The organism is Pseudoduganella aquatica, from assembly GCF_020865585.1.
Classification (GTDB): domain Bacteria; phylum Pseudomonadota; class Gammaproteobacteria; order Burkholderiales; family Burkholderiaceae_D; genus Rugamonas; species Rugamonas aquatica_A.
In genome coordinates this window covers 2485555-2505923 of the sequence record NZ_CP086370.1, presented here as the reverse complement: position 1 = coordinate 2505923, position 20369 = coordinate 2485555, and the positions used below count along the sequence as shown (strand labels likewise).

17 protein-coding genes and 1 pseudogene are annotated in these 20369 nt (G+C 65.4%); 10 read left to right on the top strand and 8 right to left on the bottom strand.

What is annotated here, in order from left to right:
* Positions 1 to 33 precede the first annotated feature (33 nt).
* From KT882_RS11000 to KT882_RS10980, 5 genes are all read right to left on the bottom strand, one after another.
* On the bottom strand, positions 34 to 810 hold the full coding sequence (locus KT882_RS11000; protein ID WP_228895753.1) for a GIN domain-containing protein: 777 nt from the start codon (positions 808 to 810) through the stop codon (positions 34 to 36).
* Positions 811 to 936: 126 nt separating this feature from the next.
* Positions 937 to 1992: a zinc ribbon domain-containing protein gene (locus tag KT882_RS10995; RefSeq protein WP_228895751.1), complete on the bottom strand. Its 1056-nt coding sequence runs from the start codon at positions 1990 to 1992 to the stop codon at positions 937 to 939.
* Positions 1993 to 2001: 9 nt separating this feature from the next.
* Positions 2002 to 3459, bottom strand: a complete 1458-nt coding sequence (locus tag KT882_RS10990) for an ATP-binding protein (protein ID WP_228895748.1) — start codon at positions 3457 to 3459, stop codon at positions 2002 to 2004.
* The gene (locus KT882_RS10985; protein WP_321170365.1) at positions 3452 to 4165 is read right to left on the bottom strand and encodes a response regulator transcription factor; all 714 of its coding nucleotides are present in this window, start codon (positions 4163 to 4165) and stop codon (positions 3452 to 3454) included. Before KT882_RS10985 ends, KT882_RS10990 begins: the two co-directional genes overlap by 8 nt.
* Positions 4166 to 4171: 6 nt before the next feature.
* Positions 4172 to 5443: an ABC transporter substrate-binding protein gene (locus tag KT882_RS10980; protein WP_228895746.1), complete on the bottom strand. Its 1272-nt coding sequence runs from the start codon at positions 5441 to 5443 to the stop codon at positions 4172 to 4174.
* A 342-nt stretch (positions 5444 to 5785) separates the two neighbouring features.
* Here KT882_RS10980 and KT882_RS10975 point away from each other — a divergent pair, with 342 nt between their 5' ends.
* The 7 genes and pseudogenes from KT882_RS10975 to KT882_RS10945 all read left to right on the top strand — a co-directional run bounded on the left by KT882_RS10975 (position 5786) and on the right by KT882_RS10945 (position 14454).
* Positions 5786 to 7054, top strand: coding sequence for a maltoporin (locus KT882_RS10975; RefSeq protein WP_228895744.1), 1269 nt, complete (start codon positions 5786 to 5788; stop codon positions 7052 to 7054).
* A gap of 61 nt (positions 7055 to 7115) precedes the next feature.
* On the top strand, positions 7116 to 8366 hold the full coding sequence (locus KT882_RS10970) for an ABC transporter substrate-binding protein (protein ID WP_161071953.1): 1251 nt from the start codon (positions 7116 to 7118) through the stop codon (positions 8364 to 8366).
* A 149-nt stretch (positions 8367 to 8515) separates the two neighbouring features.
* Entirely contained in the window at positions 8516 to 9460 is a 945-nt protein-coding gene (locus tag KT882_RS10965; RefSeq protein ID WP_228895742.1) for a carbohydrate ABC transporter permease, read from the top strand.
* Positions 9450 to 10328 carry a carbohydrate ABC transporter permease gene (locus KT882_RS10960; RefSeq protein ID WP_161071955.1) on the top strand — a complete coding sequence of 293 codons (879 nt, stop codon included), beginning with the start codon at positions 9450 to 9452 and terminating at the stop codon, positions 10326 to 10328. Before KT882_RS10965 ends, KT882_RS10960 begins: the two co-directional genes overlap by 11 nt.
* 10 nt (positions 10329 to 10338) lie before the next feature.
* Entirely contained in the window at positions 10339 to 11478 is a 1140-nt protein-coding gene (locus tag KT882_RS10955; RefSeq protein WP_228895740.1) for an ABC transporter ATP-binding protein, read from the top strand.
* A gap of 170 nt (positions 11479 to 11648) precedes the next feature.
* Positions 11649 to 12747 (top strand): annotated as a pseudogene (locus KT882_RS30880) (methyl-accepting chemotaxis protein); the annotation flags it as partial.
* Positions 12748 to 12843: 96 nt separating this feature from the next.
* On the top strand, positions 12844 to 14454 hold the full coding sequence (locus KT882_RS10945; RefSeq protein WP_228895738.1) for an Ig-like domain-containing protein: 1611 nt from the start codon (positions 12844 to 12846) through the stop codon (positions 14452 to 14454).
* A gap of 18 nt (positions 14455 to 14472) precedes the next feature.
* Here the strand turns inward: KT882_RS10945 and KT882_RS10940 are convergent, their stop codons facing one another.
* Positions 14473 to 15486 carry an aldo/keto reductase gene (locus KT882_RS10940; RefSeq protein ID WP_228895736.1) on the bottom strand — a complete coding sequence of 338 codons (1014 nt, stop codon included), beginning with the start codon at positions 15484 to 15486 and terminating at the stop codon, positions 14473 to 14475.
* Between the two features lie 98 nt (positions 15487 to 15584).
* Between KT882_RS10940 and KT882_RS10935 the strand changes: the two genes are divergently transcribed.
* Complete coding sequence (locus KT882_RS10935) at positions 15585 to 16481, top strand: LysR substrate-binding domain-containing protein (protein ID WP_228895735.1); 897 nt, start codon at positions 15585 to 15587, stop codon at positions 16479 to 16481.
* A 14-nt stretch (positions 16482 to 16495) separates the two neighbouring features.
* On the opposite strand, the gene KT882_RS10930 is transcribed toward KT882_RS10935, so the two are convergent.
* A complete protein-coding gene (locus tag KT882_RS10930; protein ID WP_228895733.1) occupies positions 16496 to 16933 on the bottom strand; it encodes a DUF29 domain-containing protein in 438 nt (145 codons plus the stop codon).
* Positions 16934 to 17040: 107 nt separating this feature from the next.
* Between KT882_RS10930 and KT882_RS10925 the strand changes: the two genes are divergently transcribed.
* The gene (locus KT882_RS10925) at positions 17041 to 18483 is read left to right on the top strand and encodes a c-type cytochrome (RefSeq protein ID WP_228895731.1); all 1443 of its coding nucleotides are present in this window, start codon (positions 17041 to 17043) and stop codon (positions 18481 to 18483) included.
* Here the strand turns inward: KT882_RS10925 and KT882_RS10920 are convergent, their stop codons facing one another.
* Positions 18484 to 18843 (bottom strand): c-type cytochrome, encoded by a 360-nt coding sequence (locus tag KT882_RS10920; RefSeq protein WP_161071965.1) that lies wholly within the window; start codon positions 18841 to 18843, stop codon positions 18484 to 18486. It abuts the gene before it with no gap.
* A 245-nt stretch (positions 18844 to 19088) separates the two neighbouring features.
* On the opposite strand from KT882_RS10920, the gene KT882_RS10915 reads away from it, so the two are divergent.
* Positions 19089 to 20363: a dicarboxylate/amino acid:cation symporter gene (locus tag KT882_RS10915; protein WP_228895729.1), complete on the top strand. Its 1275-nt coding sequence runs from the start codon at positions 19089 to 19091 to the stop codon at positions 20361 to 20363.
* The last annotated feature ends 6 nt before the right edge of the window (positions 20364 to 20369 follow it).

Below are 20369 nucleotides of genomic sequence, written 5' to 3'. Positions count from 1 at the left end.
GTGTTTTATTGCCGCGCCAGCGCGCGGCACCATTTACTTCCAGCTGACTTTGCCCAGGCCGTCCACGCTGACATTGCGGCTGGCCGGCTTGCCATAGACTGTGACCGAGCCCAGACCGGAGAGGTTCAACGTGGCGTTGTCGCGCGCGGTGACGGTGGCGTTGCCCAGGCCGCTCAGCTCCAGGTTCACGCTGTCGGCCTGGAACTGCTGCGCGTTCAGGCCGCCCAGGCCGCCCAGCGTGGCCTTCAGCATCTTGCTGCGCCCGCCGATGGTGACGTAGCCGGCGCCCTGCAGGTCCAGTTCCACGCTGTCGTTCTCGCTGGCCCACACGTGCATGCTGCCCACGCCGCCCAGGTTGACGCGCATCGTTCGGTAGTCACACACCACCTTCATGCTGCCGGCGCCCTCCAGCGTCAGCTCGATGTCGTCGCCGCTGAAACCCGTCACTTCGGTCGTGCCCACGCCGTCCGACACCACCTGGCGCAGATTCGGCAGCACCAGCTCGGCGCGCACCAGGCTGTGGTTGAACTTGAAGCTGCGCACGTCCGACTCCAGATGCAGCGTGTCGCCCGACTGGGCGCTGGTGATTTTGCCCATGTAGCGCTTGTCGGCGATGATGGTGAGCGAAGGCGTGTCGCCTCGTCGCAGTTTCAGGTCCAGCACCCCATCCAGCTTGACCCGCACCACGCGCGCATCGACGGCGCGGCTCTCGGTGACGGTATCGTCGGCGGCGCGGGCGCCCGGCAGCAGCAGGCCGAAAGCGGCCAAAATCAGGCCCAGGCGGAACAGAATACGGGAAGAAATGGTCATATCAGGAATCCTCGGTAGGCGGGATGGCCGCGCATTATCGGTATTCCAGCACTATACCCAAGCCGATGCCGCCCCGGCCGCTTTTGCGACGAACTGCAAAAAACGCGGGGCAGATTACAGTTCAGGTCACCCAGTCTGCTGGGGCGCAGCCGGTGCGGAGGTGCCGCAGGCGTGGCAGAAGCGGCTGAAGGCGCTCTTGCGGGTCTGGCAGTGGCCGCAGTGGTCGAACAGGCCAATGCCGCAGTGCGGGCAGAAGTCGATGGACGGGTCTTTCAGGTCGACCTTGCGCTCGCAGCCGGGGCACACGCTTTTGGCCAGCCGCGCCAGCGCCACGTCGTATTGCAGCGTTTCGCGGCGTTCGCGGTCCGGCATGGCTTCGGCGGCCTTTTGCCGCTCCAGGTAGCGCTGCAGCGAGACTATCGCCTGCCGCCCCACCAGCACCGTCAGCGCAATGCCCACGATGTAGCGCACATAGCCGCCGTAGCTGGGCAGATAGGGCACAAGCTCGACGAAGAAGGCGAATCCGGCAAAGATGATGAAGCCCCACACGAAAGGCCAGTACTTGCCCTTGCGCCGGGTCTTGAACAGCCAGCCCGCCAGCGCCAGCAGCGGCAGCGTGAGCAGCAGGCGATAGCCGAACACGCGCAGCTCCCTGGCCCGCAGCGCGTCGCCGTAGGGTTCGCGCGCGGCCTCCTCCAGCTCCTGCCATTGCGCCTGCGCCTTGTCGGTGGCCTGGCTGGCGTCCAGGTAGGCCTGCTCCTGGGCCTCGACCAGCGCCAGCGCCTGGCGCTCGGCGCCGGCCAGCCCGTCCAGTTCGCGGGTGCGTTTGATCACTTCCGGATCCTGCTCCGAGCGCGCGGTGACGCTGCGGGTGGCCAGCCAGTTGTCAAAGGTCTCGCGCGCGCTGTGGCTGTTGGCGACCGCCACATGGTGCTTCTGGCGCGCCTGCAAGAGGGCCGCGTTGGCCTCGGCCTGACGCTGGCGCTGATGCGCCAGCGTGGCCTTGAGCTGGCCGGCGCGCGGCTGCTGCATGAACTGCTCCACCGTCAGCGTGTCCTCCACGCCGCCCAGGTTGCCGACGATCTTGCCACCCAGGCCGATCAGGAACCACGCAAACGCCAGCGCCACCAGCCACAGCCCGCGCTGGAACCATTTCTCGGACAACCGCAGTGATTTGCTCATGCCTGCCTTTCAAAGTGGAACGAAGGCGCCGCCCGGCAAAACGATGGTGGCGCGGAAGCCGCCGCCGGGGGCGTTGGCCAGCAGCAGTTCGCCGCCGTGCGCCTGAACGATACCACGGGCGATGCCCAGCCCCAGTCCCATGCCGCTGCTGTTCTGGCTGCGCCCGTGTTCCAGCCGCACATACGGTTCGCACAGGCCGGCCAGCGCGGCCTCGGGCACGCCGGGGCCGTGGTCGCGCACCTCGATTTCAATATTGCCTGACCGCTCGCGCACCGCCAGTTCCACCTTGTCCCCGTAGTGCAGCGCATTGTTCAGCAGGTTGCCGATGGCGCGCTTGAGCGCCAGCGGCTTGGCTGCCACGCTCAGCCCGGAGGCGCTGAACAGCACCGCGTGCCCGGCCAGCTGCGCGTCGCGCACCATGCGGCCCAGCAGCGCGTCCAGCCGCACCTCGGTGGGGTTCTCGTGGATGTCGCTGTCCTTCACGGTTTGCAGCGCGCCCTTCACCATCATGTCCAGTTCGTCCAGGTCGTCGTGGAATTCGCTTTGCATGGCCTCGTCGTCCAGCAGTTCGGTGCGCAGCTTGAGCCGCATGATGGGCGTGCGCAGATCGTGCGAAATGGAGACGAACAGGCGTTCGCGGTCTTCGATGTAGCGCTGGATGCGCTGGCGCATGGCCTCGAAGGCGCGCGCCGTGTTGACGAACTCGCGGCTGCCCGTCTCCGGCAGCGCGGGACCGTGCTCGCCCTTGCCGAAGGCGGTAGCCGCTTCGGACAGCGCGGCCAACGGCCGCGTGATCCAGCGCACCACCATGATGGACAGCAGCAGCACCGCCGCCAGCGACAGCGCCTGCAGCAACAGCCGGTCGCGCGTGAGCGGATTGCCGGTTTCGAGGAAATAGGGATTGGGCATCAGCGTGGCCAGGTAGAGCCAGTGGCCGGGGTCCATTTCCACCTGGATCAGCAGCACCGGCGCCGGCTTGGTCAGCATGATGTGCTGCACCCAGGTGTCCGGCAGGTCGGCGATGGTGGCGCCGTTGTCACCCACCGGCAGCTTGTCCGGCCAGGCAAAGGCCAGCCGCACTTCCGAGATATTGGGCAGGTCTTCCTTCAGCGTGGCGCGCACCTGCTTGAGCGCGGCGTCCGCCAGTTCCTGGCCCGCAATGGCGCGCGCCGGCACCGGCGCCTGGTTGATGTTGACCAGGAAGCGCGTGCCGCCCATCTCGCGGAACTGCTGGATGATCAGCGGCCGGTAATTGGGCGGCAGGCTGAGAAAGAAACGCACCGCGCTGGAAGCACTGTGCGCCAGGTGCTGCGCGGCGGTGCCGGTTTCGCTGAGCGCCTCCGCGCGGCGCTGCGCGGCCCAGATGAAGTTGCCCACCAGCTGGGTCAGCAGCACGCCGATCACCATCACCAGCGTGAGGCGGCCTTGCAGGGATTGCGGCAGCAGGCGCGCCAGGAATTTAGGCATTGGAAGCGGTAACGTCGGCCGAGAACACATAGCCCGCGCCGCGCACCGTCTTGATGAGCAGCGGATTGCGGCCGCCGTCGTTCAGGCGCAGGCGCAAGCGGCTGATCTGCACGTCGAGGAAGCGGTCCAGCGGCCCGGAGTCGCGCCCGCGCGTGCCTTCGCACAGCGCGCTGCGGTCCAGGATGTCGCCCGCGTGCTCGACGAAGTATTTCAGCAGCTGGAAGTCCAGCCCCGTCAGCGGCACGATCTCGCCGTCCGCGCCGGTGACGGTGCGCGCCACCGTGTCCAGCGTGAAGCCGACAAAGCGGTAGTAGCGCGGCGCGGCCGCGTTGTCCATGCCTGTGCGGCGGTGGATGGCCTTGATGCGCGCCAGCAGCTCGCGCGGGCTGTAGGGCTTGGACACATAATCGTCCGCGCCCAGTTCCAGGCCCACCACGCGGTCGGTCTCGTCCGAGCTGGCGGTGAGCATGATGATGGGCACATTGGAGCGGCTGCGCACCGCCTTGCACAGCGCGAAGCCGTCCGTATCGGGCAGCATCACGTCCAGTATCACCAGCGACAATTCGTCGGCGTAGCGGTTGAACTCGGCCATGAAGGTCTGGCCGTCCTGGGCCAGGCCGACGTCGTACTGGTTTTTCTCCAGGTAGGCCTTCAGCAGGGTCCGCGTTTTTTGGTCGTCGTCGACGATCAGGATCTTGCGCATGATGAGCTTCTATTTTGTCTTGGTAAAAGTGCGGGCGATGGCGGCCAGCCTGCGCTGGGTGTCGGCCACACCGGCATTGTCGTCCAGGAAGTAGCGGTGCACCTCGGCCACGATGGCGTCGCGCACCACTTCCTCGGTCGCCATGCGGTGCACCAGGCTGGGCACCAGCGCTTCCGGGCCGCTGTTAAAGAGCTTCCACGAGGCGCGCGCGCACACGTCCATCTTCGCCAGCGCAGGATTGCGCAGCACGGGGATGGAGCCCTTGATCTGATTGTAGTCGTTCTGCACGGCGGGCGACATGATGAGCGCGGCCAGCTTTTCCTGCGCCATGCGGTGCGGCTCGCGCGTGGCCAGCATGCCCAGCGTGTCGATGTTGTACAGGTGGTAGCTGGCGGTGCCGGGCGCGGCGGCGCAGCCGAAGCCCTCCTCCACCGTCAGCCCGCGCGACACCAGTTCGCCCTTGGCCCAGTCGCCCATCACCATGAAGGCGGCGCGGCCGTCCGCCAGTTCGCGCACGCCCTCGTCCCAGCTGCGCTCGACGATGGGGCTGCCCATCCATTTCTTCAGGCCGCGCAGGCGCTGCAAGGCCGCAGCCAGGCGCGGGTCGGCATAGGCGGCGGCATTGCGGCGCTGGAACAGGTCGCGGTGGAACTCGGCGCCTTCGGACAGCACCAGCGCTTCGAACAAGGTGGTCACCTGCCACGGCTCGCTGCTTTGCGCCAGCGGCACCACGCCAGCCTGGTGCAGCCTGGCGGCGGCCTGCTCGAACTGCGCCCAGGTCTCCGGCACGGCCAGGTTCAGGCGCGCCAGCAGCTTGCGGTTGTAGAACATGGTGTTCATGCGGTGGACGCCCAGCGGCGCCGCATACACATGGCCGTCCGACTTGATGGCGTCGGCCACGGTGGGCAATAACTGTTTATCCCATTTTCCGGCCGCAGCCACGGCGTCCAGGTCCAGCAGCAGGTCCAGCCTGGCCCAGTCACGGATGACGATGCCGTTCACCTGCGCCACCTCCGGCGCGTCCTTGGCCAGCATGCGGCTGCGCAGCACGATGCCGGCGCCCGCGCCCGAGCCGCTGGGGATCATGCTGTCGCGCCAGCCGATGTCGGACTCCGCCAGCCGCAGCGCGATCAGGTCGACAGCACGGCGCTCGCTGACGGACTTCCACCAGTGCAGTACCTGCAGGGACTCCGCACGCGCACCGGCACACGCCATGATCGATAGCAGAATGGATAGCAAGCAGGCGGCCAAGCGCAGCTTGTGGCTGATGGTTTCCGTCATGTCTCTGAGATTTTTTTGTAGCCATTCCAGGATGGCGTTTTGTGTGCCCAGACTATAACCCAAAGCATTCTTGAAACGATGGTAAGGATGCAAAGCATTTTGCAAGAAAGCGTATGGATTTATTGCGAAATGTTGCAGCCGCTGCGGCGCAGCACACTGGGGCTGTGTAAGTTTATGTTAGCGCCGCGACTGCGGCGAAAGTACTATTTTTCATAAAAATCAACTACTTAAGTAACACTTTCCTGCCCTCCGTGCGCCTGCTGGAATCACATTTCGGCCGGTGCTACTGTCCGTCCCGGTAGCAAAAAACACAAAACAAACTTATACCGGAGACCTGACCTTATGATGACCCGATTCGTCCGCCTTTCCCTGCCCGCCGCCATTGCGCTGGCCCTGTCCTGCGGCGCCGCTTACGCCGGCGACCATGAAACCGAAGGCTTCCACGGCTATCTGCGCGCCGGCGGCGGCACCAGCAACCACGGCGGCACGCAAAGCTGCTACGGCCTGGGCGGCATCACCATGTCCTACCGCCTCGGCAACGAGTGCGACAGCTTCACCGAGCTGGGCTACACCAAGGAGCTGGCCAAGTCCGCCAACGGCGCCAGCTTCGTCGGCACCTTCTGGGCCGACGCTTACAAGAACAGTTCCGACTTCGGCGACGCCAAGCTGGGCGTGTCCAAGGCCTATATCGAAGCGAAGAACCTGCCCTTCATGGACGGCGGCATCGTCTGGGTCGGCAAGCGCCATTACTACCGTCCTGATATCCACATGCTGGATATGCAGTACATCAATATGAACGGCACCGGCGGCGGCATAGACGGCTACCCCCTGGGCGCGGGCAAGATCAGCTACGCCGTCTTCAAGGACAACGACTTCAACACCACCGACCCGGCCACCGGCAAGGTCATCGACTCGCCGTCCGCGCTGCGCCAGAACCTGGTGTACGAAGGCCTGCCGGTCAACCCCAACGGCACGCTGGACTTCGCCGCCTCCGTCATCTCGGCCCAGGGCCAGGACAAGACCACGCACGACGGCTGGCAGCTGTCGGTGTTCCACCGCCAGGCCAAGGTCTTCGGCGGGGGCAACACCGTTGGCGTGCAATACGGCGTCGGCCCCGGCACCGGCATCAACGGCCCGTGCTGCGCGCGCATCGGCCCGTCGGGCAGCACGCTGCTGGGATCGGACTACACCCGCCTGCGCATATTCGACGACGTGGTGATACAGCCCACCCGCGACTTCAGCATGGAGTTCGTGGCCCTGTACCAGCGCGACAAGAACGACAAGGACGGCGCCACCACCTGGACCACCGTCGGCGCCCGCCCCGTGTACGCGCTGGCCGAGAACTTCAAGCTGCAGGCCGAACTCGGCGTGACGCAGCTGAAGGCCGACAAGACGCCCGGCACGCAGCGCCTGACCAAGCTGACCATCGCTCCCACCATCAGCCTGGCGCGCGACTACTTCGCCCGTCCCGAGCTGCGCTTCTTCGTCAGCTACGGCAAGTGGAACGACGCGGCCAGCAAGTCGGTCAACGCGTCCAACAACTCCGGCGCGGTGTACGGCAGCGACACCAGCGGCGTTTCCTACGGCATCCATATGGAAGCCTGGTGGTAAGCGCTGGCAGTAAGACCCGGCACCAAGACCTTCACTCATAAAATTCAACAGGAGACACACAATGAAACTGCATCCACTGGCGCTGAGCGCGCTCGCCTTCGCCCTGAGCACCGCCACCCTGGCCCAGGCCGCGCCGCAAGTCGAAGTACTGCACTACTGGACCTCGGGCGGCGAAGCAAAGTCCATCGCTGAACTGAAGAAGATGATGGAGGCAAAAGGCGTGGCCTGGAAAGACTTCGCGGTGGCGGGCGGCGCAGGCGAGAACGCCACCACCGCGCTGAAGGCGCGCGTGATGGCGGGCAGCGCCCCGGCCGCAGCCCAGATCAAAGGCCCGGCCATCCAGGAATGGGGCCAGGAAGGCGTGCTGGCCAATATCGACGCGGCCGCCGCCGAGGGCAAGTGGGAATCGGTGCTGCCGCCGGTGGTCACCAATGTGATGAAGTACAAAGGCCATTACGTGGCGGTGCCGGTGAATGTGCACCGCGTGAACTGGCTGTGGGTGAACCCGGAAGTACTGGCCAAGGCCGGCGCCAAGGCGCCCACCAACTTCGCCGAGTTCTTCGACGCGGCCGACAAGATCAAGAAGGCAGGCCTGGTGGCCGTGGCCCACGGCGGCCAGCCATGGCAGGACGCCACCGTGTTCGAGTCCGTGGTGCTGGGCGTGGGCGGCGCGGACTTCTACCGCAAGGCGCTGGTGCAGCTGGACCAGGCCAGCCTGTCCAGCCCCACCATGATCAAGTCCTTTGAAACGCTGGCCCGCATCAAGACCTACATCGACAAGGACGCGGCGGGCCGCGACTGGAACCTGGCCACAGCCATGGTCATCAACGGCAAGGCCGGCATGCAGTTCATGGGTGACTGGGCCAAGGGCGAATTCACGGCTGCGGGCAAGGTCGCGGGCAAGGACTTCCTGTGCGTGCCGGCGCCGGGCACCGGCAATGCCTACACCTTCAACATCGACTCGCTGGCCATGTTCAAGGTCAAGAGCGCGGAAGAGCAGAAGTCGCAGCTGACGCTGGCCGGCGCCGTGATGAGCCCCGAGTTCCAGGAAGTGTTCAACCTGAACAAAGGTTCGATTCCGGTGCGCTCGGGCGTCTCCCGCGCCAAGTTCGACAGCTGCGCCACCCGCTCGATGGACGACATGGCGGCCACCAGCAAGGCCAACGCGCTGCTGCCGTCGCTGGCGCACGGCATGGCCATCGACAGCGCCAAGGCCGGCGCCATCCAGGACGTGATCGCCAAGTTCATGAACTCGAACATGACGCCGCAAGCCGCCGCGCAAGCGCTGGCCAAAGCCGCCAAAACCATGTAAGCCGCCGTACCGAGGCAAAGCAACACCGTAGGGCGGGTTAGCGCGCAGCGCGTAACCCGCCGGCGCCGCCGCAACGCACGCACAGGCGGGTTACGCGTTCCGCCAACCCGCCCTACGGATACCGCCTCACGCTCTGGAGAATTCGCATCATGTCCGCCATACCGCTTCACCCTGTTTCACCCGCCGCGCGCGCCAAACAGCGCGCCGCCAGCCGCTTCGGCGCGCTGGCCGACGCCTGGCTGCCGCGCCTCGTGCTGTCCCCCACCATCATCGCCTCGCTGGTCTTCGTCTACGGCTTCATCGCCCTGACTGCCTACCTCTCGCTGACCGAGTCGCGCATGATGCCCAACTTCGAGTACGCCGGCTTCGCCCAGTACGAACGCCTGTTCGGCATCGAACGCTGGTGGGTTTCGGCCAGCAATCTCGGCCTGTTCGGCGCGCTGTTCATCATCGGCTGCCTGATCATCGGCCTCACCATGGCCATCCTGCTGGACCAGCGCATCCGCCACGAAGGCGCGCTGCGCGCCATCTATCTCTACCCAATGGCGTTGTCCTTCATCGTCACCGGCGCGGCGTGGAAGTGGATACTGAACCCCGGCCTCGGCCTGGAAAAAATGATGCACGACTGGGGCTACACCAATTTCACCTTCGGCTGGCTGGTGGACTCCGACATGGCCATCTACACCGTCGTCATCGCCGGCGTGTGGCAGTCGTCCGGCTTCGTCATGGCCCTGTTCCTGGCCGGCCTGCGCAGCGTGGACGACAGCATCATCAAGGCCGCGCAAGTGGACGGCGCCAGCCTGCCGACCATCTACCGCCGCATCGTCATCCCCTCGCTGCGGCCTGTGTTCTTCAGCGTGCTGCTGGTGCTGGCCCACATCGCCATCAAGAGCTTCGACCTTGTGATGGCATTGACCGCCGGCGGCCCCGGCACCTCGTCCGACGTTCCGGCCATTTTTATGTACCAGTTTTCCTTCACGCGCGGCCAGCTGGGCCTGGGCGCCGCCTCGGCCATGATGATGCTGGCCACCGTGCTGGCCGTGCTGGTGCCGCTGATGTACCTCGAAACGAAAGGAGCGCGCCATGGCCGCTGACCTGAACCACGACGGCAGCCGCGTCACGCCCGGCCGCCTGATGCTTTATGCTTTACTGGTGCTGGTGGCGCTGTACTACCTGGCGCCGCTGTACGTGATGCTGACCACCTCCGTGAAAACGCTGGACCAGATCCGCGACGGCAACCTGCTCGACTTCCCGCTCGCGCCCACCACGGCGGCCTGGGGCAAAGCCTGGTCGCAAGCCTGCACCGGCGTGCGCTGCGAAGGGCTGGCGCCCTACTTCTGGAACTCGGTCCGGATGGCGATACCGGCCGTGCTGATCTCCAGCCTGATCGGATCGCTGAACGGCTATGTGCTGGCGCACTGGCGCTTCCCCGGCCACAACGCCGTCTTCACCGCGCTCATGGTGGGCTGCTTCATCCCCTTCCAGGTGGTGATACTGCCGATGGCGCGCCTGCTGGGCATGGCCGAACTGGCCAACACCACCAGCGGACTGGTGGTGGTCCACATCATCTACGGCATCGCATTCACCACGCTGTTTTTCCGCAATTACTACGTGACCGTGCCGGAGGAACTGGTGAACGCCGCGCGCATCGACGGCGCGGGCTTCTTCATGATCTACCGCCGCATTATCTTCCCGCTGTCGCTGCCCATCTTCATGGTGTGCTTCATCTGGCAGTTCACGCAGATCTGGAACGACTTCCTGTTCGGCGTGGTGTTCGGCGGCTCGGACGCGCAACCCGTGACGGTGGCGCTGAACAACCTGGTCAACACCTCCACCGGCGTGACCGAATACAACGTGAACATGGCGGCGGCCATTATCGCCGCGCTGCCCACCCTGCTGATCTACCTGGTGGCAGGCAAATACTTCGTGCGCGGCCTCACCGCCGGCGCCGTCAAAGGTTAAGGAGACTCTCATGGCAAGCTTATCTATCCGCAATGTGCGCAAGGTGTATCCCAACGGCGCCGAAATCCTCAAGGGCATCGACCTCGATATCGAAGACGGCCAGTTCCTGATACTGGTGGGCGGGTCCGGCTGCGGCAAGTCCACCCTGCTGAACATGATAGCCGGCCTGGAAAACATCTCGCAGGGCGAAATCCGCATCGGCGAGCGCGTGGTGAACAATGTGCCGCCCAAGGAGCGCGACATCGCGATGGTGTTCCAGTCCTACGCGCTCTACCCCACCATGACGGTGCGCGAGAACATCTCTTTCGGCCTGGGCATCCGCAAGGTGCCCAAGGCCGAGCAGGAGATCATCGTCAACCGCGTGGCAGAGACGCTGCAGATGAAGCACCTGCTGGACCGCAAGCCGGCCATGCTGTCCGGCGGCCAGCGCCAGCGCGTGGCCATGGGCCGCGCCATTGCGCGCGATCCCTCGCTGTTCCTGTTCGACGAACCGCTGTCCAACCTGGACGCCAAGCTGCGCGTGGAAATGCGCGCCGAGATCAAGCTGCTGCACCAGCGCTTGGGCGCCACCATCGTCTACGTGACGCACGACCAGATCGAGGCGATGACCCTGGGCGACCGCATCGCCGTCATGCGCGACGGCGTGGTGCAGCAGTTCGGCAGCCCGCAGGAAATCTACGACCAGCCGGACAATCTGTACGTGGCCGGCTTTATCGGCTCGCCGTCGATGAATTTCCTGCGCGGCAAGCTGATGGCCCACGCTGCGGGCGCAGCCTTCGCGCTGGAGCACCAGGGCACGACCACGCTGCTGCCGCTGCCGGCCAACCACGCCGCCGCCGGCCACTTCGGCGCCTGGCTGGGCCGCGACCTGATCCTGGGCATCCGCCCCGAGCACGTGACCGACGCGCTGAGCGCGCGCCGCGCCGAAACGCCGGAAGGCTACCACCCGATGGAAGTGCCCTGCACCATAGAGATGACCGAGCCCACCGGCCCGGACACCCTGGCCTTCGCCTGGTTCAACGGCGTGCGCGCCACCTGCCGCACCCACCCGCGCGCAGGCGCCGAGCCGGGCGCGAGCATTCCGCTGGCCTTCGACCTCTCCAAAGCCATCCTGTTCGACCCGGCCTCGGAGATGCGCCTGGGCGCCTGAGGCGATGCACCTCCGTTTTACCGCTGTACCCTCTTTTGACCGGCAAACGCCGGTCTTTTTTTGCCCTGCTCTTCTCCCGGCTGATACATTTTGATACTTACCACACAAATGAATTTATCGATGCAGATGTCGAGAAAACGCCGCAGCGCGCCGAGGGCTTTATCGCCGAATCTGAAAAAGCATGGCAACAGTACCTCGCCCTGCCACGCGACGCCGAGGAGGACGCCATGGCCAAGGCCGTGGAGCAGCAGCGCAAGCTCTACATCAACGACGGCCTGCTGGCGCTCAGCAAAGCCGTGCGCGAACGCAATGCGGAGCAGATCGAGCTGCTGTCCATGAAAAAACTGCAGTCTGCCTTCGGCGGCTTCAACGCGGCTTCCGACAAACTGGATGAGGAACAGATGCGCGGCGCGCGCGAGAACTACGACTCCAGCCAGAAGCTGTTCCGCAACATGATGCTGGTGTCCATCGCCGGCGGCGTGGTCGGCATCGTGCTGCTGGTGCTGGCTTCGGCGCAACTGCTGCGCGCCATCCTGCGCCCGCTGAACCAGGCCCTGCGCCACTTCGACGCCATGGCGGCGGGCGACCTGTCGCGCGCCGTGCAGGTCGAGAGCAAGGATGAAATGGGCCGCCTGCTGCAGGGCTTGTCCACCATGCAGCAGCAGCTCGCGGCCACGGTGCGCAGCGTGCGCGACGGCAGCAGCGCCATCGCCAGCGCCAGCAGCGAGATCGCCTCCGGCAATATGGACCTGTCGCGCCGCACCGAGCAGCAGGCAGCCTGGAAGAGACCGCGTCCTCGCTGGAGGAAATGACCAGCACCGTGCGCCAGAACGCCGACAATGCGCGCCAGGCCAACAAGCTGGCCGCCAGCGCGTCCAGCGTGGCGGTGCGCGGCGGCCAGATCGTGTCGCAGGTGGTCGACACCATGGATGAAATCAACAGCTCGTCCCGGCGCATCGTCGACATTATTTCCGTCATCGACGGCATTGCTTTCCAGACCAATATCCTGGCGCTGAACGCCACCGTAGAAGCGGCGCGCGCTGGCGAACAGGGCCGCGGCTTCGCCGTGGTCGCCAGCGAAGTATCGAGCAGATCAACCAGGCCGTGGCGCAGATGGATGAAGTAACGCAGCAAAATGCCTCGCTGGTGGAGGAAGCGGCGGCGGCGGCCGAATCGCTGCAGGACCAGGCCCATGCGCTGGAACGCGTGGTCCGTGTTTTCAAAGTTGACCACAGTGTTGCCGGAAGTGCATTAGCAATCCGCAAATGAGTGCACACTCACCCCGCGCACGATTGCCGTGACGGTTGACCAGGCGGTGCCACGGGCTGAATACTGACCAGCCCGATTCCTCGTAGGCACCGCGACATGGCAACCGTATCCGAAGTCAAAAGCACCACCCTCTCCGGCCTGAACCACATCGATGCACTCCTGAATAATTTGCCGAACTGGAATTACCAGACCGCCGGCGGTAACACCCTCTACTACAGTTTTTCCACGGCGGCCGGCCTTGAATCCGGCAACAGCGCCATCCTGGGCACGCCGCAGGCCTTCAGCGCCGCGCAGCAGGCGGCCACGCGCGGCGCGCTGGCCTATGTTGCGCAGCTGACCGGCATCCAGTTCGCCGAAACCGGCGACGGCAGCGCCGCGCAGATCCACTTTGCCAACGCCAACATCAACGGCGCCAGCACCACCGGCCTGGACAGTTCCCGCTACAGCTATTCCTACAACAGCAGCAATGTGGTGACCAAGTTCACCGCCGCGACCTGGGTCTACCTGGACAACGCGGAATGGGCCGGCATGAACGCCAATCTGGCCATCGGCACGCAGGGCTACGAAACGCTGCTGCATGAACTGGGGCACGCGATGGGGCTGAAGCACTCCTTCGAGGGTACGATCAAGCTGCCCGCCGCGACCGACAGCACGGCCTATACGCTGATGTCCTACACCCATGGCGGCGGCGTGCACTTCACCTTCGGCGAGTACGATATCGCCGCGCTGAAATGGCTGTACGGCGGCGACGGGCTGGGCGGCGCGCTGGGCGTGAACTCGGCCGGCGGCGGACGCTACATCACCGGCACCAGCCAGGCCGACACACTGACCGGCACCGCCGCCAACGACATGCTGGAAGGCGGCGCGGGCAATGACATCCTGAACGGCGGCGCCGGCACCGACACGGCCTTCTACAATGGCGCGCACACGGCCTACACCGTGTCGCAGCTCAGTGCCGACAGCTGGCGCGTGAGCGGCGCGCAGGGCACGGACACGCTCAGCGGCATCGAGCGGCTGCGCTTCAGCGACGGCGTGTTCGCCATCGCCGCCACGGCGCCGCAGCCGGACGTCACCGCGCCGGCGCAGCCCACGCTGGTCTTCACCAAGGACGGCTCGGCTGCGGCCAGCGGCAACCATCCCACCTTCAGCGGCGTGGCCGAAGCGGGGGCAAAAGTGGAGATTTTCAACGGCGCCGCCAGCATGGGCGTGGGCACGGCGGCGGCCAACGGCAGCTGGAGCATCACGCCGGTGGCGGTGGGCAATGGCAGCTATCACGTGACGGCCAAGGCGACCGACGCGGCGGGCAACGTGTCGCTGGCCTCGGCGGCGCAGGACTTTACCGTGCTGAGCGCGCGCAACGTCACCGGCACGGCCGGCAACGACACGCTGAATGCGCTAACCGCCAACAACTACATCGACGGCGGCGCCGGCGTCGACACCGTGGTGTACGGCGGTGTGCGCGCCAACTACACCGTGGGCAAGACCGCCTACGGCTACAAGGTGACCGACGTGGCGGGCACCGGCGGCGGCAGCGACCTGCTGGTGCGTAGCGAGTTCATCAAGTTCGCGGACCAGACCATCGCGCTCGACAACAGCGGCATCGTGGTCCAGTCCGCCAGCGCGATGGCGCTCGACCTGGCGCCGCAGCACGAGGTCCAGCTCATCGGCCGCCACGAGCATGCGGCCGAGCACGCACACTTCGCCTGAACCCGGGCCTATGCCTGCTTAGGCGCCGTAAGGCAGCGGTGCGTTGTCGGCCACCAGTTTTTCGGCGCGCAGCGCGTGCCAGAATTCGGCGGGGATCTTCTCCGCCATGGCCGCAGCGTCTTCCGCGATGCGCTCCGGACGGCTGGCGCCGGGGATCACCGCCGCCACGGCCGGATTGGCCAGCGCGAACTGAAGCGCCGCCGCCTTGATGCTCACGCCGTGGCGCTGCGCCAGTGCTTTCAGGCGCGCCACCTTGGCAAGGATTTCAGGCGAGGCTTGCTGATACTCGAAGTTCTGGCCGCCGGCCAGCACGCCCGAGCTGTAAGGGCCGCCCACCACGATCTCGGCGCCGTGCTCCAGCGAGAGCGGCATCACGCGTTGCAAGGCGCTGGCGTGGTCCAGCAGGGTGTAGCGGCCAGCCAGCAGGAAGCCGTCCGGCTTCGGTTCGTCCAGCGCCAGCGTCAGCTCGATAGGCTCGACGCGGTTCACGCCCAAGCCCCAGGCCTTGATCACGCCTTCCTGCTTCAGGCGGGCCAGCGTGCGGAATGCGCCGGTGCGCGCGCTTTCGAAGTAAGACAGCCACTCGTCGCCAAAGAAGTCCTGCGCCACGTCGTGCACCCAGACGATGTCCAGGCGGTCCGTCTTCAGGCGCTTCAGGCTGCCTTCGATGGAGCGCAGGGTGGCGTCGGCCGAGTAGTCGTTGACGATCTTGTTGCGGTTGCCATGCTCGAACAGGCCGCCCTTCTCGCCCATGCTGCGCTGGGATGGATCTTCCAGCTCGTCCAGGATCAAACGGCCCACCTTGGTGCTCACCACGTAGTCGTCGCGCTTGCGCTTGCTCAGCGCTTCGCCCAGGCGGATTTCGGCCAGGCCAGCGCCGTACAGCGGCGCCGCGTCGAAGAAGCGCACGCCGTGGTCCCAAGCCGCGTCCACCGTCGCCAGCGCTTCGGCTTCCGGAATGTTGCGGAACATATTACCTAGAGGAGCGGTGCCGAAACCCAGTTGGCCTGGCAGTTTGTCTTTGAGACTCATTGCATTTCCTTTCGAGAAGTTAGTGATGAAATCTTAGCTTGCCAAGTTAATGCAGTCCAAGACATAATTTGCACAACTTAAGTCTCAACGGGTCTGACATGCTGGACATACGCCAACTCAACTATTTCGTCGCCGTGGCCGAAGAGGAACACGTGGGGCGCGCAGCAGAACGCTTGCACATTTCGCAATCCCCGCTCAGCAGGCAGATTGCCCAGCTGGAGGAAAGGCTGGGATTAACACTATTCGAACGCAGCCAGCAGCGCATCCGTCTTACGGCGGATGGCAAAACCTTTCTGGCCGAAACGCGGGCTTTTCTGACGCACGGACATCGGCTGGAATCGCTCGGGCGCAGGCTGGGCCAGGGCGACGAGGGCGGGCTGTGCATAGGCTATGTGGAAAACGCCATGCATTCCGGCGTGCTGCCGGCCGCCCTGCGCGCCATCCGCAGCACGCGGCCGGCGGTGCATGTGGCGCTGTACAACCAGCAGTCGTCCGACCAGCTGGAGGGCCTGCGCCAGCGCAGCCTGGACGTGGCCCTGGTCTGCGCGCCGCCGGCGGCGGACGACGAGGAACTGGACCGGCTGCAAGTGGTGAGCGACCCCATGCTGCTGGCGCTGCCCGCCGGCCATCCGCTCGCGCAGGCGGACGCCCTGGCGCGGCCGCTGGCGGTGGAAGAGCTGCGCAACCAGGAGTGGATCGCCATCCACCACAAGGACGGCGCTTTCGAGCACGACCACCTGACCGTCACCTGCGCCAAGGCAGGCTTTACGCCGGACGTGCGCATGCGCGCGCCCGAGCCGATGACAGCGCTGGGCCTGGTGGCGGCCGGCCTGGGCATCGCCATGATCCAGCAAAGCCTGCGCCACCAGACCCCGCCCGGCGTGGTGCTGCGCGAAGCGCCCTGGTTCGACTACCGCACGCCGCTGTGGGTGGTGTGGCACCGCGTTTCCCTGCGGCCGCTGGTGGACATCTTCCGGAAAATACTGGTGGACTAAGCCATCGCGCCGGCTTACGGCAGAAACTGTTCGTCGCGCAGTTGCGCCATGCTCCAGGGGCAGCGCTCGGGCAGCGTGGCGGGGTCCAGGCCGGTTTCGCGCGCGGTGCGGTCGACCGCGTCGTCCCAGTTTTCCTCCTGCCACTCGGGATCGTCCAGCAGGTGGCGCAGGCTGGGCGTGCGCTTGAGGATGCGCTCAATCGCGCGGCGCTGGACGCGGATGGTATTGCGCCAGCTGGCGCTGCACCGTTCGGGCTGGTACTGCCACTTGAGCAAATGATGCTGCAGCACGACGAAGCGGCTGGAGATGCCGCGCCGTTCGCTCAGGCTCAGGCCTATCAATTCCTCGGCAATCTGCTCGGCGTCGATCAGCCCCAGCTGGCCCGCGCGCAGCAGTTGCGCCTGCTCAAGCGCCCATGCGGCGATGTCGTCGTCATAAGCCGTGGTGTCCATAGCGTCCTCCCGTATCGGTGGAACAGCCGCGCGGCGAAAAAGTTCCCTGCGGCGGCGGCTGGATGGCGGTAAGATGCGCGCATCCCAACAACAACATTCCACTTGCCATGAACAAGTCCCTACGAGTACGCCTTGCCGCGCTGTTGTGCCTGTCCGCGCTGGCGCCGCTTGCCGCGCACGCCGCCATCAGCGCCGGCGAAAAACTGTACCAGGCGCATTGCGCCGCCTGCCACGGCGTGAAACTGGAAGGCACCACCGGCCCCAGCCTGATCGACCAGGTATGGCTGCACGGCGCGCCGACCAAGGCCAACCTCATCACCGTCATCAGCAAGGGCGTGGCCGACAAGGGCATGCCACCCTGGTCGCCTACGCTGAACGCGACGCAGATCGCGCAACTGGCCGACTACGTGGCGCTGTCGGCACGCACCGGCGGCAAGACGGCCGCTGCCGCCGCGCCTGCGGCAACTGCCGCCCCCGCTGCGCCCGCAGCCCCGTCCGACAAAACCGCCGCCATCCTGAGCGGGCTGAAGCTGCCGAAAGGCTTCCGCATCGCCGTCTACGCCGACAAGGTGGAAACCGCGCGCTCGATGGCCGTATCCGGCAGCGGCGTGGTCTACGTGGGCTCGCGCAAGGCCGGCAAGGTGTACGCGCTGGTGGACGAGAACAAGGACGGCGTGGCCGAAAAAGTGATCACCATCGCCGAAGGCCTGCAAAATCCGATCGGCGTGACGCTGCTCAACGGCGCGCTGTACGTGGCTGAAATCTCGCGCATTATCCGCTTCGACAATATCGACGCCACCTATGCCGCCAAACCGGCCTACAAGGTGGTGAAGGACGACCTGCCGAAGGAAACCTGGCACGGCGAGAAATTCATCAAGGCCGGTCCGGACGGCAAGATCTACGTGCCGATAGGCGCGCCGTGCAACACCTGCAACAAGGAAGACCAGCCCTATTCCAAACTCTGGCGCATGAATGCGGACGGCAGCAATTTCGAGGAATACGCGCGCGGCATCCGCAACACGGTGGGCTTCGCCTGGCACCCGGTCACCAAGGAAATGTGGTTCACCGATAACGGTCCGGACATGATGGGCGACAACTCGCCGTCGTGCGAACTGAACGTGGCGCCGAAAGCCGGCCTGCATTTCGGCTTCCCTTACTGCCACGGCGGCGTGCTGCCCGATCCAGAGTTCGGCAAGCTGCAGTCCTGCGAGCAGTTCGTGGCGCCGGTGGCCAAGCTGGGCCCGCACGTGGCGCCGCTGGGCCTGGGCTTCTACACCGGCACCCAGTTCCCGGCGCAGTACCGCAACAACCTGTTCATCGCCGAACATGGCTCGTGGAACCGCGAGAACAAGATAGGCTACAAGGTCAGCCTGGTGACGCTGTACAACAGCAAAGTGGTGAGCATCACCACCTTTATCGACGGCTTCCTGCGCGACGGCGACGAAGTGGTGGGCCGCCCGGTCGATATCGCCGTGCTGGCGGACGGCTCCATGCTGGTGTCCGACGACCACGGCGGCCGCGTCTACCGCGTCACCTACGCCGGGAAATAATCACCGCACCGTGCGCAGATACGCCAGCAGGTTGGCGATCTGCTGCTCGTCCCCGATACCCCAGAAGCGCATCTGGTTATCGGGGACCACCTTCTTGGGCGACTTCAGGAAAGCCGCCAGCGTCTGCTCCGTCCACACGATGCCGGAGCGCTTCATGGCCGGCGAATAGCTGAAATCCGTAGTCGATCCCGCCTTGCGGCCCACGATGCCATTCAGCTGCGGCCCAAACGCCCCGCGCGCCGACGGCCCCACCTGGTGGCAGGACGCGCAGCGCATAAACGCCCGCTTCCCCGCCGCCGCATCTCCCTCCGCCCCCATCGCCAGCGCGGGCAGCATCAGCAATATCAATACTCGCAGCATCACGAACCTTCCACTTCCGTCAGTTCCAGCAGTCTAGCACTCCGTCCCAAATCTCATACGCAGGCAGCAAAAGCCGTCCAAATACCAGGACAACAAAATTGCCAAATGGCATATCACCGCAAAACCCCATCTTATAAATCAATAACTTAGCGTTATCGCCTCCTAAAAAAACGGCGGGCATACGGCTTGCTATTGAGGCTGAACCCCGCCTACCGCGCGGGGATCTGACTACAACGGAGACCGGTATGCAAAAGAAGCGCCCCCTCACCCTCTATATCCTGGTTGCGATGCTGCTCGGCATTGCCGTCGGCTACGCCTGCCACACGGTGTTCCCCGACAAGAAACTCACCGCCGATATTTCCTCCCACATCTCGCTGGTGACCGACATCTTCCTGCGCCTGATCAAGATGATCATCGCGCTGCTGGTGTTTTCCACCCTCACGGTGGGCATCGCCAACCTGAGCGACGGCAAGGCCGCCGGCCGCATCGGCGCCAAGGCCTTTGCCTGGTTTATCGCCGCCTCCATGGTCTCGCTCGCGCTCGGCATGCTGCTGTCGAACCTGATGCAGCTCGGCACCAACCTGGGCCTGCCGCTGCCCGCCATCGACGCCAGCACCGGCCTGAAAACCTCGGCCTTCACCTTGAAGGACTTCATCAGCCACGTCGTGCCCAAGTCGCCCATCGAAGCGATGGCCAACAACGAGATCCTGCAGGTGCTGGTGTTCTCCATCTTCTTCGGCTCCGCACTGGGTGCGCTTGGCGAGTCCGGCAAGCGCCTGCTGGGCGTGGTCGATGAACTGGCCCAGGTGATGCTGCGCATTACCGGCGCCATCATGAACATGGCGCCGCTGGCCGTGTTCGCCGCCATGGCCTCGGTGGTCACCACCAACGGCCTCGGCATCCTGGCCACGTTCGCCAAATTCATAGGCGGCTTCTACCTGGGCCTATTCTGCCTGTGGGCCTTGCTGATCGCGGCCGGTTTCGCCGTGCTGGGGCCGCGCGTGCTGCGCCTGGTCGGCCTGATCCGCGAGCCCTTCCTGCTGGCCTTCTCCACCGCCAGCTCCGAGGCGGCCTACCCGAAACTGCTGGTGGCGCTGGATAAATTCGGCGTGCAGCGCCGCATCTCCAGCTTCGTGCTGCCGATGGGCTACTCCTTCAATCTGGACGGCTCGATGATGTACTGCACCTTCGCCGTGCTGTTCATCGCCCAGGCCTACGGCATCGACCTGTCGCTCGGCACCCAGATCACCATGCTGCTGCTGTTGATGCTGACCTCGAAAGGCATGGCCGGCGTGCCGCGCGCTTCGCTGGTGGTGATCGCCGCCACGCTGACCCAGTTCCACATTCCCGAGGCCGGCTTGCTGCTGCTGATGGGCGTGGACCAGTTCCTCGACATGGGCCGCTCGGCCACCAACGCGGTGGGCAACGCCATCGCCACCGCCGTGGTCGCCAAGTGGGAAGGCGCGCTGGGCGAGGAAGAAGAACAAAACGGCGAACACGCTTACGCGCGCGCCGCATAAAAATAA